This is a genomic window from Pseudomonas sp. 22515 (assembly GCF_052044625.1).
Lineage (GTDB): Bacteria > Pseudomonadota > Gammaproteobacteria > Pseudomonadales > Pseudomonadaceae > Aquipseudomonas > Aquipseudomonas alloputida.
This window is the reverse complement of record NZ_JBQENN010000030.1, coordinates 46,956-61,782: the sequence shown is the minus strand read 5'-3', so window position 1 is coordinate 61,782 and position 14,827 is coordinate 46,956. Positions and strand designations below refer to the sequence as shown.

Here is a 14,827-nt window from a genome sequence, read left to right as displayed (position 1 = left end):
CCCGCGAATGGGCCGCATAGCGGCCCCTGTCAGCCTTTACGCAGGTGCAGCTCCTGGCGCAAATCGGTCAGGTAGGGAAACGCCGTGCGCCCCTGTACCACCCGCTCATGCTCAAGCTCGGCCAACAACTGGCACTCATCCCGCCCGGCCATGGCCAGCAAGCTGCCATCCGGGCCGATGATGCTGCTCTGCCCGCAATACTCGATCTCGTCTTCCGCACCGCAGTAGTTGGCATATACCAGGTAGCACTGGTTTTCCTGTGCCCTCGCTCTCACGGTCACCTGGCAGGTAAAGTCGTACGGCGTCATGTTCGCCGTCGGCACCAGGATCAGCTCGGCGCCATCCAGCGCCAGGCGTCGGGCGTTCTCCGGGAACTCGATGTCGTAGCAGATCAGCAGGCCAACCTTCCAGCCTTCCAGTTCCACCACCGGGAAGTGGTCGGCACCTGGGCTGAACATCGAGCGGTCCAGTTCACCGAACAGGTGCGTCTTGCGGTAATTGCTCAGGCTGCGGCCATGCGCATCGATCAACTGCACGCTGTTGTAGATCGCCCCGTCGTCACCGCGCTCCGGGTAGCCATAGACAATGGTGATGCGGTGCGCCTGGGCGATCTCTACCACGGTCATGGCTGCCGGGCCATCGGCGGCCTCGGCCAGGCGCTCGACCTGGGCCAGGCCGATGTTGTAGCCGGTCAGGAACATCTCCGGGCACACCAGCAACTGTGCGCCGCGTTCGGCTGCCAGCTGCGCCTGGTGGCGCAGCCGTTGCAGGTTGCCGGGCACATCCAGTGGCTTGGGTGCGCCCTGGTACAGAGCGATGCGCATGATGCCTCCTTGTCTCAATCCGCCAGGGCGATCGGGCCGATTTCGTTGAACACATCGCCCGGGCCCGGGTTGTCGGGGTGGGTGTGGCCACCAAAGTGGTTCATGATACCCCACACTGCATTCAGCGACGTCTGCACCGCGCCTTCAACCCAGGCGGGGGTCCATGACACGTCGTCACCGGCAATGAAGATACCGCGCTGCTCCGCCGGCATGTCCTGCTGCATGAAGTGCGCGTACATGCGCTGGTTGTAGCGGTAATGGCCCGGAAGCGCGCCTTTGAAGGCGCCGAGGAAGTACGGGTCGGCCTCCCAGGAAACCGTGATCGGGTCGCCGATGATGTGGCCGGCGATATCGGTCTTCGGGTAGATCTTCTTCAGCGCATCCAGGGCCAGTTGTACGCGTTTCTCCACCGGGTGCGGCAGCATTTTCAGCGCGTCGCTCATCCACGAGTATGACAGGCAGATCACCCCGGGCTTGTCGTTGCCGTTGTCGAACAGGTAAGTGCCGCGGGTGAGGCGATCGGTGAGGGTCATGCTCAGCAGGTCACGGCCGGTTTCCGGGTCCTTGTCCTTCCAGAACGGGCGGTCGACCATGACGAAGGTTTTCGCCGATTGCATGTAGCGGGTACGGTCCAGGGCCATCCACATCTTTTGCGAGAACAGCGATTCTTCGCAGTCGATCTGGGTGGTCAGCAACCAGGTCTGGCAGGTGGCGAGTACTGCGCTGTAGTGGCGGGTATCGCCCCAGTTGTCGGTGACCGCCAGGCGGCCATCAGCGGCGCGGGCAATGCGCTTGACCCCGGTACGCGGTGCGCCGCCATGCAGCGTGCTCAGGCTGGTGCCCTCTGGCCAATGCACGCAGCGTTCCGGTACGTGGCGCCAGATGCCTTGTGGCACTTGTTCCACGCCCCCGACCACCAGGTGCTGGTGGTCGTCGCAGTTGGTCATCACCACGCGGAAGATTTCCAGCATCGAGTTGGGGAAGTCCGAGTCCCAACCGCCGGTGCCGAAACCGACCTGGCCGAACACTTCGCGGTGCTGGAAGCTCAGCTTGGCAAAAGAGCGCGAGGTGGCGACGAAGTCATAGAAGGTGCGGTCGTCCCACAGCGGCACCAGCTTGTTCCAAAGTTCCTTCAGGCGCGGTACATCACGGTCGCGGATGGCCTGCTGGATATCGGCGAACTGCGCACCGCTCTCCAGCGCATCGGCCCAGGCGTCGGCTACCTCATGAAACAGTTGTGGCAGGTCGGTGGGCTTCTCGGCGTAGTAGGTCTGGCCTTCCAGGTCGATCACCGTGCTGCCCGAAGCCGGGGTCAGCGGGTTGGGGAAGGGCTTGGTTTCCAGGCCCAGCTTGTCGACGTAGTGGTAGAAGGCGGTGGACGACACCGGGAAGCGCATGCCACCCAGCTCGGCAACGATCCCGTCAGTGCCATTGAAGGCTTGCGAGCGCAGCCGGCCGCCCAGCTTGGACGCCTCGTACACCACCGGCTTGAGGCCCAGCTTCATCAGCTCGTAGGCCGCTACCAGGCCGGCGATACCGGCACCGACAATGGCCACCTCTTCCCCATGGCGCTCAGCCGGAATGCTGCCCAGGCCTGCCGGGTGTTCCAGCCAGTCGTCGAAAGCAAAAGGGAAGTCCGGGCCGAAAATGGTGATCGGCTTCTTGCCGTCGGCGGGGTGGCGGTTCTTCTTTTTCATGAAATGACCTTGCCAGAGAGGCTGCGCGAGGAGCGGAGCCTGAGTATAGGAGATGCCTGGCGGTCATTTTAGGGAGTGAGGTGTTCGTTATTAAGGTGCAGAGTGTTGTCTGAATGTAGTTAGTTTCGTCGTAATGATTAAGCTTATGTTCATTAAGACGAGGCAGGCGGTCGAGGTACTTCACAAGCCGCCCTGGCCCTTTGTAGGAGCGGGTTCACCCGCGAATGCGTCGGTAGATTCTCTGCCCCATTCGCGGGTAAACCCGCTCCTACAACCGGCCTCATCGATAACCCCACCCGAGCGCCAGTCCGTTCAAAGCGGCTGTCCACGGTCCACCTTGCTGCTGAGAATGATCGACGTGGTGGTTTTCTCCACCCCGTCGACACTGCCAATCTGGTCGAGCAACTGATCCAGCTGCTCGGGCGAGTCCGTACGCAGCCAGGCCACATAGTCGAATTCGCCGCTTACCGCACACAGCTGCTGCACCTGGCCCATGGCACTCAGGCGCCGCACCACGTCCTTGCCGGAGCGTGGCTGCACCTTGATCCCGACATACGCCTGCAACCCGCCGCCTATCACACTCTGGCCCAGGCGTACGCCATAGCCGGAGATAACCTTGTTTTTCTCCAGCCGCTCCAGGCGCGAATTGACGGTAGTGCGGGCGATGCCCAACTGGCGGGCGAGGGTGGCGACGCTTTCGCGGGCGTTGATCTGCAGCAGGGCGATCAGCTGGCGATCGATTTCATCCAGCGTAATGGAGCGGGAGTCCGACATGGCGAGTCTCTACGGTTGGCCCGCTAGCCTAGCCAGCCTGTGCCAATCAGGGCAAGGCCAGGTACAGTCGATCACCGTTGACGGCGTCGGCTTGGCACTTTGGGTTAGAACGGCCGCGCATGTCCGAAGGCTGCGTCTTCGACACTAATTCGGCATGATGAAGTGCTAGTTCAACGGGAACCTCAGCGTGAACCTCGACCACCTGCTCGAATGCTGGCGACTGGAAGTCTCCAACAAGAAAAGGCCCGGACGCCCGATCAGCCTGCTGTTCAACGTGCTGCGCCGCGCACGCAAGGACAACAAACTGCGTTTCCTCTTCGCCTATCGCCTGGCCCAGTACCTCGACGCCCGCGGCGGCCTTGCCCGGCGTCACGCCCGGCGCATGCAACAGCGGCTCAACCTCAAGTATGGGGTGGACATCGACATCGGCGCCCAGATTGCCCCCGGCCTGCGCATCGCGCACCTGCCGGGGGTGGTGATTACCCGGTACGTCAGCATCGGGCGCAATTTCTTCATCCGGCAGAACTGCTCGATCGGCATCAAGACCCTGGGGTTGCAGGAGTACGCACTGCGCATTGGTGACAACGTGAGCATGGGCGCCAACAGTTGCATCGTTGCTGATCGCATCGACATTGGCGATGACGTGGTGATTGGCGCGATGTCGTTGGTTACGCGGGATATTCCGCCTGGCATGACCTTCTACAACCCACGGCAGGTCGAGATGCGTCCGGGAGGGGATTAACCAACAGCGGTACATTTGCGGACGTTGGCAGAGGGGGTGGTGGAGCAGGCTGGGAGGGTTCTTATGGGGTTGCCCATGGTTGATGGCCTCGCCCGATGGACTGGATCGTGCAGTGGTGCGGCCTTCTTCGTTTATCCCCAGGCGCCGCGCCAGTGATGAGCACGCCGAACGAATACGCAAAAGGCTTGAGGCAGTTGGCTCTGTAGCCAGCTTCTTGGCGTCCGTTGTCACGGGGCAGGCCCAGGTCATTCATAGGCTTGCTCATTTGTGAGCCGATTAGCGAGCATATTCGGCTCATTGTCTGATCCTCAAGCTAGGGTGTTTGGCTTGAAGTATCGATAGGGCACCTTTCCGCGATTATCGGCGTGCTGGGTGATCGGCTTCTTGGTGGGGCTGATTTCGCTGAGATGGTGTTTCAGCGCCACTTCCAAGGTCATGCGCTCGGCGCCGCTGCGCTGGATGTACACGCCCCGAACATTTATTTCTTGCGGGCATGAAAAAGCCGCGCAGTGCGCGGCTTCTAAGCTGGTGGGCCCACACGGACTCGAACCGTGGACCAAAGGATTATGAGTCCTCTGCTCTAACCAACTGAGCTATAGGCCCTCAGTAAGTGGGCGGATTATAACGAGGGTTTCGCACCTGTGCCATCTGAAAGATCCGATAGTGCTATGCGAAGAAACGCGGCCGCGAATTCCTCTGGCGGTAGCGGGAGGCTGACGATGTAGCCCTGGATCTGCTCGCAGCCCTCGGCCGCCAGAAAACGTTGCTGGGCCTGGTTCTCCACGCCTTCGGCAATGATGGTCAACTGCATGCTGCGGCCCAGGGCAATGATCGCCCGGGCAATGGCGGCGTCGTGTGGATCGTCGGGCAGGCCGCGGATGAACGACTTGTCGATCTTGAGGATGTCCAGCGGCAGGCGCTTCAGGTAGCTCAGCGACGAATAGCCGGTGCCAAAGTCGTCGATGGCTAGCTGTACACCCAGTTTCTTCAGTTGGTACAGCACGGCCAAGGCCTCCTCTGCCTGGCTCATGATGAAGTTCTCGGTGATTTCCAGCTGCAGGTCACCGGCCCTCAGCTGGTAGTGCTTGAGCAATTGTTCGATGCGCCGTGCCAGGTGTGGGTGGCGCAGCTGGGCGCCGGCAAGGTTGATCGACAGCGGGCCGAAGGGTTCGTAGTGCTGCTTCCAGGCCTGCATCTGCCGGCAGGCTTGCTCCAGTACCCAGTCGCCGAGCTGCAGGATAGTGCCGTTCTCTTCCGCCAAGTGGATGAAGTGTTCCGGCGGTACCTCACCAAAGGTCGGGTGGCTCCAGCGGATCAGCGCTTCGGCACCCACCAGGCTCTGGGTCTTCAGGCTGAGCTTGGGCTGGAAGCACAGGCTCATTTCGTTGCGTTCGACGGCCCGGCGCAGCTCATGCTCCAGGGCGATGCGCTCGCTGGCCTGGGCGGTGAGGTCGCGGGTGTAGGCTTCTACGCGGTTGCGGCCTTTGGCTTTGGAGCGGTACATGGCGGCGTCGGCGTTGCGGATCAGTGTGGAGACGTCAGTGCCATCCTGTGGGTAAAGACTGATGCCGATGCTGGCGCTGGTGAAAAACTCATGCTCGCCGGCCTGGAACGGTGCGTTGAAGCAGGCCAGTAGTTTGTTGGCGATAGTGCTGGCGTCACTGGGCTTGTGCAAGCCGGGCAGCAGAATGATGAATTCGTCGCCACCCAGGCGGGCTACGGTGTCAACGTCGCGTACCTGCTCTTTCAGGCGCTGGGCGATGCCCTTGAGCAGCAGGTCGCCGACCGGGTGGCCAAGGCTGTCGTTGATGTGCTTGAAGCGGTCGAGGTCCAGGAACAGCACTGCGCCCTGGCGGTTGGACACCTGCGCGCAGGTGAGTACGCCCTGCAGCCGGTTTTCGAACAAGGTGCGATTGGGCAAGCCGGTCAGCGGGTCGTGGTGGGCCTGATAGTCGAGTTTGGCCTGGGCGTGCTTGATGCTGGAGATGTCTGCAAAAACCGCCACGAAGTGCGTGATCTCGCGGTCGCTGTTGCGCACGGCGCTGATGGTCAGCCAGCTTGGGTAAAGTTCGCCGTTCTTGCGCTTGTTGTAGATTTCGCCCTGCCAGTGGCCCTCGGCGGTAAGCTGGTGCCACATGGCCAGATAGAAAGCGCTGTCGTGCTGGCCAGAGGCGAGCAGGCGCGGGGTCTGGCCGAGGGCCTCGATCTCGCTGTAGCCGGTGATTTCGCTGAAGGCGCGGTTGACGGCACTGATGCGCTGGTCAATGTCGGTAATCAGCACCCCTTCGGCAGTGTTCTCGAACACCGTGGCGGCCAGCTGCAGTTTTTCTTGCATCAGGTGACGCTCGGTGATGTCGCGAGCGATGGTCAGCATGCAGTCGACGCCGGTAATCGGCAGGGGCCGGGCGGACAGCTCGCACAGTCGGATCTGCCCGTCGCTGCGGCGGATATGGCAGGTGAAGTCGCGCACGAAGCCGTCACGGTTGAGCTGGTCGACCAGGCGTTTGCGCTCGTTGAGGTCGACCCAGATACCCAGGTCCAGCGAGGTCTGGTCGATGGTTGGGTTGAGGTCGTAGCCGGTGAGGCGGCAGAAGCCTTCGTTCACCTCCAGCAGCAAACCGTCGCTCTGGCGCGACAGCAGCAGGCCGTCGGGCGAAGCGTGGAAGGCCTTTGCGAACTTTTCTTCAGAAGTTTGAAGCTGCTGCTGGGTCTCCTTGAGCTGGCTGATGTCGCGTACCGCCACTACCAGCGCGGGTGTGCCGTCCAGTTCGAAGGTTTCAGCCGAAGTCAGGCCGGTGAACAGTTGGCCGTTGCTGCGGCGGAAGCTCATTTCCAGGTTACGGATACCCCCTTGGTGCAACCTTTGAAGCAGGAGCGGGCCACTGCCCTCTACGCCCCACAGGTCAAGGTCGGTGGCAGTGCGGCCTATGACCTGGTCTGGGGGCAGTCCGATCTGCTCTTCGAAAGCCTCGTTCACCTCCAGCAGGCAGCCATCGCTGTGGCGAGCGATCAGCAAGATATCGGGGCACTGCTGGAATACCGAGGCGAACTTCTGTTCGGACAGACGCAGGGCGTCCTCCGTGCGCTTGGTTTCGCTGATGTCGATCATCAGCCCGCGCATCACTGGCTGGTGGCCGTGCTCGATCATACTGACGATGTTGCGTATCCAAAGGGGCTGACCGTCAGCCCGGATCACCCGGTAGTCCAGGCTGTGGTCGCGCCCCGCTGCGGTCTCGCTGTCGCAGTAGGCCTGGGCCCAGAGCGCGTCCTCCGGGTGCAGGATACTGCGCCAGAAACCGGGCCTGAGCCAGTCACTCAATGGGTAGCCGAGCAGATCTTCGGCATGGGGTGAAACGTAGCTGTAGGTGAAGTCGTTGGCATCGGCTTCCCAGGCGATGGCTGACAGGCTCTCGACCAGGCCGCGGTAGTGGTACTCGCTGCTGCGCAGTTCTTGCTCAAGGGCGATGCGCCGGGAAATTTCCGAGCTGAGCCGGCGGTTGATGCGAATGACCACTGCCAGCACAGCCATCAGCAACAGCACCGTTGGCAGGCCATACACCAGCAGGTCGGACCAGAACATTCGCTGGTCGACCACATTGCCCACCCAGTGCTGCTGGATCTGGCTGATTTCGCTGCTGCTCATGTCGGCCATCACTTTGTCGAGAATGCCGACCAGCACGCTCTTGTCGCGGGGAACGGCCATCGCCAACTGGTAGCGGTAGGGCGTTTCGCCGCTGACGTAGAGGCCGTCGAGCTTGAGTTGGCGCAGGCTCCAGATACTGGAAGCGAGGTCGCCGACCACGGCATCCACTTGGTCGGTAGCCAGGGCTTGCAGCGTGGAGCTGACGTTTGGCAGGGCAACCAGGTTGAGGTCCGGGTGGTGGGTACGCAGCAACTCGTGCGGGGCGTAGTTCTCGACCACGGCAACTTTCAGGCCGTACAGGTCAGCCAGCTTGCGCGGTTGCGCGCCGCCTTTGTGCGCGAGGATGACAATGGGGAAGTCGAGGTACGGGCGAGTGAAAGCCAGGAAGCCTTGGCGTTCGGGGGTGGACATGATGCCGGGCAGCAGGTCGATACGGCTTTCCCGCGCCTGCGCCAGCACCTCGGTCCAGCTGCTGGGTTCGACCGGTTTGAACGTCACGCCCAGGCGCTGCTGGATCATGGCGATGTAGTCGGCGGCCAATCCCTGGTACCGGCCCTCCTGGTCGCGAAACTCGAACGGTGGCCAAGAGGCGTCTACACCCAGTTTCAGCTGCGGGTGGGCAGCCAGCCAGGCGTTCTCCTCATCTGTCAGGGTCAGGGCGCCGGCCGTTGTGTTCCACAAAATCAGGATCAGCAACAGAATGGCCGGCTTCAAGGACATGGCAGCCTCGCACTCAGGTGGTCTGCAGTCGAGTGTAGACGGGCATTGCTGCAGGTGTGCAACGGAAGGCGGGCTTTATGTCTCGGGCCACTAAAGAAAAACCCCGGCCTGGGCCGGGGTTTTGTCATCACTCGTCGAGGAAGGAGCGCAGGTGCTCGCTGCGAGTCGGGTGGCGCAGCTTGCGCAACGCCTTCGCTTCGATCTGACGGATCCGCTCACGCGTTACGTCAAACTGCTTGCCCACCTCTTCAAGGGTGTGGTCGGTGTTCATGTCGATACCGAAACGCATGCGCAGCACCTTGGCTTCACGTGCGGTCAGGCCCGAGAGCACGTCACGGGTGGCTTCCTTGAGGCTTTCGACCGTGGCTACGTCGATCGGGGACTGCATGGTCGAGTCCTCGATGAAGTCGCCCAGGTGCGAATCTTCGTCGTCACCGATCGGGGTTTCCATGGAGATCGGTTCTTTGGCGATCTTCAGTACCTTGCGGATTTTGTCCTCAGGCATTTCCATGCGCTCGCCCAGCTCTTCCGGAGTCGGTTCGCGACCCATTTCCTGCAGCATTTGGCGGGAAATACGGTTGAGCTTGTTGATCGTCTCGATCATGTGCACCGGAATCCGGATGGTGCGTGCCTGGTCGGCGATCGAACGGGTGATCGCCTGACGGATCCACCAGGTGGCATAGGTCGAGAACTTGTAGCCGCGACGGTATTCGAACTTGTCCACCGCTTTCATCAGGCCGATGTTGCCTTCCTGGATCAGGTCGAGGAACTGCAGGCCACGGTTGGTGTACTTCTTGGCGATGGAAATCACCAGACGCAGGTTCGCCTCGACCATTTCTTTCTTGGCGCGGCGGGCCTTGGCTTCACCGATCGACATGCGACGGTTGATTTCCTTGATCTCGGCAACGGTCAGGCCGGTTTCGGTCTCAAGGTCGATCAGCTTCTGTTGGCAAGCGACGATGGCAGCGTTCTTTTCACCCAGGGCGGCAGCCCACTTGGTGTTGCGCTTGGCCAGGTCACCGCTCCAGGTCTGGTCGGTTTCGTTGCTTGGGAACATGCGCAGGAAGTCGGCTCGCGGCATGCGGGCGTCACGTACGCAGAGCTGCATGATGGCGCGTTCTTGCTGCCGCAGACGGTTCAGGGCATCACGTACACGCTCGACCAGTACCTCGAACTGCTTCGGTACCAGCTTGATCGGCATGAACAGGTCAGCCAGGGCCTGCAGGGCCTCGATGCTTTCCTTGTGGTTACGACCATTTTTCTTCAGGACCTTGGAGGTCGCCTGAAGCTGATCGGATACCGCACCGAAGCGTTGGGCTGCGACTACCGGGTCCGGGCCGCTCTCGGCCTCTTCCTCGTCGTCACCGCTTTCGGATTCTTCTTCGTCGTCGTCGGACTCTTCCTTCGCCGCAGCGGCCTTGGCGCCTGGGATCGGCACTTCTTCGGTTGGCGCGGCAATGTTGTCGTCAGGGTCGATGTAACCGCTGAGAACGTCCGACAGGCGGCCACCCTCGGTGGTGACGCGATCATATTCGCCGAGAATGTAGTCGACAGTGCCCGGGAAGTGGGCGATAGCGCCCATGACTTCACGAATGCCTTCCTCGATACGCTTGGCGATTTCGATCTCGCCTTCGCGGGTCAGCAGCTCGACAGTACCCATTTCGCGCATATACATGCGCACCGGGTCGGTCGTGCGGCCGATATCGGTTTCAACTGCCGCCAATGCAGCAGCGGCTTCTTCGGCCGCGGCTTCATCGGTGTCGGCTTCCGCCAACAGAAGGGCATCCGCATCCGGAGCACTCTCGAATACGTTGATCCCCATGTCGTTGATCATGCGGATGATGTCTTCCACCTGTTCCGGATCTGAAATATCCTCAGGCAGGTGGTCGTTGACCTCCGCGTAAGTCAGGTAGCCCTGCTCACGACCGCGGGTGATCAACTCTTTGATACGAGACTGCTGTTGCGCTTTTCCGGACATAACACCCTATCCACTGAAGGTCTTGGCGGGCAAAAAACAAGCCGAGGATTATACCCGAGCATGGGCCTCACGCGCCAGATGAGGTCGGCGTTTGTGCGGGAACATTTCGGCTCAGCAGGGCGAGGAGCTGGGTTTTTTCCTCGCTGGTCAATTCGCTTTGACGTGATTTCCTGAGCAGTTGTTCCAGGCTGCGCTCGCGTTGGCGGGCGGACAAGCTAGTTATAGTGTCGAAAAACTGTTGTTCAAGGTTGTCGGCCACGATAAGCCATTCCTTTTCCGCCAGGGCTCGCAGCAGGCGGCCCTGTTCGGTGCCATGCCAACGTGCGATCAACTGCATTGAGCTTAGCCCAGGATTTTTCTGCGCGGCTTCGATCAGCGCCACCAGCAGCTGGCTGTACAGGTGTTCTTCGTCGGCGAAGTGGCTGGCATCCTCCACCTTGCCTGCCAGCAGTGGGTGGTGCAGCAGGGTGCGCAGCGCGGCCAGGGTGGGCGGCTCGACCGGTGCTGGCACGCGGGGAGGTGCTTCGTCGCGTTGCTGCCAGGGCTTGCTGCTCTTGCGGTTCTTGTCCCAGGGTTTGTCACTCCACGGCTTCTTGCTACCACCCTTGTTGGGCTTCCATGCCTGCTCCTGATGAACGGGGGCATAGTCGTGCTGTGGCATGTCGCCGTAGTCGGGGGTGTAGCTGGCCATGGCGTCGTAGTCGTAGCCAGGGTCGTAGTCCGGCATGCTGCTGGTCGCCGGCGCTTGTTGCGCCAGCTGCTCGACCTGCTGCGGGTCGAGGCCGGTGATTTCCTTCAGGCGGTTGCGCATCAGCTGACGCAGGTTGGCGCCGGGGATCTTTTCGATCAACGGTGCGGCCAAGGTCGCCATATGCGCCTTGCCTTCCAGTGAGCGCGGGTCGGCTTCGACGCCAAGTTGCTCGAAGAAGTAGTCGGCCAGCGGTTGGGCGTGCTGGTTGATACGGGCCATGAAGGCGTCGGTACCTTCGGCACGCACCAGGCTGTCGGGGTCTTCGCCTTCGGGCAGGAACAGGAAGCGCGCGCGACGGCCGTCCTGCAGGTTCGACAATGTCGATTCCAGTGCGCGCCAGGCCGCCTTGCGCCCAGCCTGGTCGCCGTCAAAACAGAACAGCACGCTGGGCACCACGCGGAACAGGCGCTTGAGGTGCTCTTCGCTGGTGGCGGTGCCAAGGGTGGCCACGGCATTGCGCAGGCCTTGCTGGGCCAGGGCAATGACGTCCATGTAGCCCTCGACGACGATGATCTCGTCGAGGTTGCGGTTGTGCTTGCGCGCCTCGTACAGCCCGTACAGCTCCTGTCCCTTGTGGAACACCGGGGTTTCCGGGGAGTTCAGGTACTTGGGCTTGTCGTCGCCGAGCACTCGGCCACCGAAGGCGATGATGCGCCCGCGGCTGTCACGTATCGGGAACATCACCCGGTCGCGGAAGCGGTCGTAGCGCTTGCCGCTCTCGGCGTTCTCGATCAGCAGGCCGGCATCGATCATCACCTTCTGCTGCAGGGTGTCGGCACCCAGGTGCTTGAGCAGGTTGTCCCAGCCGGGCGGGGCAAAGCCCAGGCCGAAGTCGCGGGCAATTTCCCCGGACAGGCCGCGGCTCTTGAGGTAGTCCACCGCTGCCTTGCGTGACGGGTGGCTGCGCAGGGCCTGGCGGTAAAACTCCGAGGCGGCGTCCAGTAGCGGGTACAGTGGCGAGTCAGTGGGCTGGCGCGGCTTCTGGTCACGGCGGCCTTGCTCGCGGGGGACTTCCATGCCAGCGGCGCGTGCCAGTTCCTCGACGGCCTGGGGGAAGTCCAGGTTGTCGTGGTCCATGACAAAGCCCAAGGCGTTGCCTCCGGCGCCACAGCCGAAGCAGTAGTAGAACTGCTTGTCTGGGCTGACCGTGAAGGACGGGGTTTTTTCTTTGTGGAACGGGCAGCAGGCCGAGTAGTTCTTGCCGGTTTTTTTCAGCTGGACGCGCGAACTCACCACGTCGACGATGTCGAGGCGGTTGATCAGGTCGTCAATGAAACTCTGGGGAATCAGCCCGGCCATGGCAGTCTCGTTATCTGGCAACTGGCAAGTCTAATCGCTCACGCGCCGAAGGGGGCGAGTGCTGCTTGGGGAAGTGCGAGGGAATGTGTGCTCGTCGCCAGCCCCTAAGGGCTCGTCAGTCGGACGTGCACGCCTGGTCATACAGCAAGGAGGACCAGCTCTGACGTTTCAGGCAGGTTGCCCATGATGCAGTTCGCATGAAGCTTGTGCAGGGCCTTGAGCTAGCTGCTCAAGTTTGAAACGACCACTGCCATCGCCCGGGGGTTAGCCGGGCAGGGCAGAAGCTTTGCGTTGAACGTCTGTATTAGTACAGACGAACGGCGCGGCGCTGTTCGCGCTGAACTTTCTTGGCGTGACGCTTAACAGCAGCAGCTGCTTTGCGCTTACGCTCTGCGGTCGGCTTCTCGTAAAACTCGCGGCTACGAACTTCAGCCAGTACACCGGCTTTTTCGCAGGAGCGCTTGAAACGACGCAGAGCTACGTCGAAGGGTTCGTTCTCTTTAACTTTGACGGCTGGCATCCAGGGCTACCTTAATTCATTACCGGGGTAGACGTGCTCCTGGCAAAACAAAGGTGTGCTGGAGAACGTCGGTTTTCAAGGGTTGCGGATGTTAACCCTTAGCAAGCCGGAATGCAAAGCCTCTGATCGAAAACCGCTGGTCGGCACCCGACACGGGGACTATCATGCGCGGCTTCGAATTCAGCCCCCACAAGGGACGAGCCCATGCTAGTACTGGGATTGGAAACATCCTGCGACGAAACCGGCGTCGCATTATACGACAGTGAACGCGGTTTGTTGGCCGACGCACTGTTCAGCCAGATCGACCTGCACCGCGTCTTCGGCGGCGTGGTGCCCGAGCTTGCCTCGCGTGATCACGTCAAGCGAATGCTGCCGCTCATCCGCCAGGTGCTGGACGAGGCAGGCTGCGTTGCCACCGAAATCGACGCCATCGCCTACACCGCGGGTCCCGGCCTGGTCGGTGCCTTGCTGGTCGGCGCTTCCTGCGCCCAGGCGCTGGCCTTTGCCTGGGACATCCCGGCGATCGGTGTGCACCACATGGAGGGGCACCTGCTGGCACCCATGCTGGAAGAAAACCCGCCAGCGTTTCCGTTCGTCGCTTTGTTGGTTTCCGGTGGCCATACCCAGCTGGTTCGGGTCGATGGCATCGGTCAGTACGAACTGTTGGGCGAGAGCCTGGACGATGCTGCCGGTGAAGCGTTCGACAAGACCGCCAAGCTGATCGGCCTCAATTACCCAGGCGGTCCGGAAATTGCGCGTCTGGCCGAACAAGGTGTGGCCGGGCGCTTCGTCTTCCCGCGGCCAATGACCGATCGGCCAGGCCTGGAATTCAGCTTCAGTGGCCTCAAGACCTTCGCCCTGAACACTTGGCAGCAATGCAAGAATGCTGGCGACGACAGTGAGCAAACCCGTTGCGACCTGTCCCTGGCATTCCAGCAGGCGGTGGTGGAGACTTTGACCATCAAGTGCAAGCGGGCGCTCAAGCAGACCGGCCTCAAGCGGCTGGTCATCGCGGGTGGCGTGAGTGCCAACAAGGCCCTGCGCGCGTCCCTGGAGGACATGCTCGGTAGCATCAAGGGCAACGTGTACTACGCGCGCCCGCAATTCTGTACCGACAATGGTGCGATGATCGCCTACGCCGGTTGCCAACGCCTGCTGGCCGGGCAGCAGCAAGACCTGGCGATCAGCGTGCAGGCACGCTGGCCGATGGAACAGTTGCCGCCGCTGTAAGGCAGCGCGTCGAAGGTTCAGAAATGCCGTTCGCGCCCTGCAAACAAGTCGCGCAGGTTGTTGCGGTGGCGCCACACGATCATCACAGTCAGTACGCTGATCGGCAGCAGGGCTTCGGGCTCGCGCCAGGCCAGCAATGGCAAGGTGAGTGGCGTGGCAATCAGCGCGGCCAGTGAGCTGGTGCGCGTGAGGTAGAAGGTCAGCAGCCAGGCGCCGATGGCCAGCAGCGCGGCCGGGAAATACAGGCCCATGAGCATGCCGGCAGCCGTCGCCACGCCCTTGCCGCCCTTGAAACGGAAGTACAGGGGGAACAGATGGCCCAGCACCGCGCATATGCCGACCCAGGCCTGCGCGTGCAGGTCCAGCCCGGCAACGCGGGCGAGCAATACCGGCAAAAGGCCCTTGCACAGGTCGCCAAGCAGGGTCAGGATCGCCAGTTTACGGCCTGCCAGGCGTAGCATGTTGGTGGCGCCGGCATTGCCTGAGCCGCTGGAACGCGGGTCCGGGCTGCCCGAGAGGCGGCTGAGAACAATGGCGAAGGACAGCGAGCCGAGCAGGTAGGCGAGCAACGCCAGTAACCAAAACATGCTAACTATTCCGGGCGAGGACGCCCTGATTCTAACGGCGCCAGTCGCCCTTGTCGTGCTGT

General features: G+C 61.8%; 11 protein-coding genes and 1 tRNA gene. 2 read left to right on the top strand and 10 right to left on the bottom strand.

The window, feature by feature from the left end:
- Nucleotides 1–29 precede the first annotated feature (29 nt).
- The 3 genes from ACTJJN_RS23155 to ACTJJN_RS23145 form a co-directional block, all read right to left on the bottom strand.
- Nucleotides 30–824 (bottom strand): carbon-nitrogen hydrolase family protein, encoded by a 795-nt coding sequence (locus ACTJJN_RS23155; RefSeq protein WP_324737490.1) that lies wholly within the window; start codon nt 822–824, stop codon nt 30–32.
- A gap of 14 nt (nt 825–838) precedes the next feature.
- Entirely contained in the window at nt 839–2,521 is a 1,683-nt protein-coding gene (locus ACTJJN_RS23150) for a flavin monoamine oxidase family protein (protein WP_440781657.1), read from the bottom strand.
- Between the two features lie 312 nt (nt 2,522–2,833).
- Entirely contained in the window at nt 2,834–3,295 is a 462-nt protein-coding gene (locus tag ACTJJN_RS23145) for an Lrp/AsnC family transcriptional regulator (protein ID WP_003255583.1), read from the bottom strand.
- 187 nt (nt 3,296–3,482) lie between these two features.
- Here ACTJJN_RS23145 and ACTJJN_RS23140 point away from each other — a divergent pair, with 187 nt between their 5' ends.
- Nucleotides 3,483–4,037, top strand: a complete 555-nt coding sequence (locus ACTJJN_RS23140; protein WP_003255582.1) for a serine acetyltransferase — start codon at nt 3,483–3,485, stop codon at nt 4,035–4,037.
- Nucleotides 4,038–4,345: 308 nt separating this feature from the next.
- On the opposite strand, the gene ACTJJN_RS23135 is transcribed toward ACTJJN_RS23140, so the two are convergent.
- From ACTJJN_RS23135 to rpsU, 6 genes are all read right to left on the bottom strand, one after another.
- Entirely contained in the window at nt 4,346–4,504 is a 159-nt protein-coding gene (locus ACTJJN_RS23135; RefSeq protein ID WP_004576185.1) for a hypothetical protein, read from the bottom strand.
- 59 nt (nt 4,505–4,563) lie between these two features.
- A tRNA-Ile gene (locus ACTJJN_RS23130) sits at nt 4,564–4,640 on the bottom strand.
- A gap of 16 nt (nt 4,641–4,656) precedes the next feature.
- Nucleotides 4,657–8,400 carry a bifunctional diguanylate cyclase/phosphodiesterase gene (locus tag ACTJJN_RS23125; RefSeq protein ID WP_011953300.1) on the bottom strand — a complete coding sequence of 1,248 codons (3,744 nt, stop codon included), beginning with the start codon at nt 8,398–8,400 and terminating at the stop codon, nt 4,657–4,659.
- Between the two features lie 127 nt (nt 8,401–8,527).
- A complete protein-coding gene (gene rpoD / locus ACTJJN_RS23120; protein WP_003255578.1) occupies nt 8,528–10,378 on the bottom strand; it encodes an RNA polymerase sigma factor RpoD in 1,851 nt (616 codons plus the stop codon).
- Between the two features lie 67 nt (nt 10,379–10,445).
- On the bottom strand, nt 10,446–12,428 hold the full coding sequence (gene dnaG, locus ACTJJN_RS23115) for a DNA primase (protein WP_440781656.1): 1,983 nt from the start codon (nt 12,426–12,428) through the stop codon (nt 10,446–10,448).
- Between the two features lie 304 nt (nt 12,429–12,732).
- Nucleotides 12,733–12,948, bottom strand: coding sequence for a 30S ribosomal protein S21 (rpsU, locus tag ACTJJN_RS23110; RefSeq protein ID WP_003255575.1), 216 nt, complete (start codon nt 12,946–12,948; stop codon nt 12,733–12,735).
- A gap of 204 nt (nt 12,949–13,152) precedes the next feature.
- Here rpsU and tsaD point away from each other — a divergent pair, with 204 nt between their 5' ends.
- Nucleotides 13,153–14,178 carry a tRNA (adenosine(37)-N6)-threonylcarbamoyltransferase complex transferase subunit TsaD gene (tsaD, locus tag ACTJJN_RS23105; RefSeq protein WP_011953302.1) on the top strand — a complete coding sequence of 342 codons (1,026 nt, stop codon included), beginning with the start codon at nt 13,153–13,155 and terminating at the stop codon, nt 14,176–14,178.
- 17 nt (nt 14,179–14,195) lie between these two features.
- Here tsaD and plsY read toward each other — a convergent pair whose 3' ends face one another.
- Nucleotides 14,196–14,765, bottom strand: a complete 570-nt coding sequence (gene plsY / locus ACTJJN_RS23100; RefSeq protein ID WP_004576187.1) for a glycerol-3-phosphate 1-O-acyltransferase PlsY — start codon at nt 14,763–14,765, stop codon at nt 14,196–14,198.
- Nucleotides 14,766–14,827: the final 62 nt, after the last annotated feature.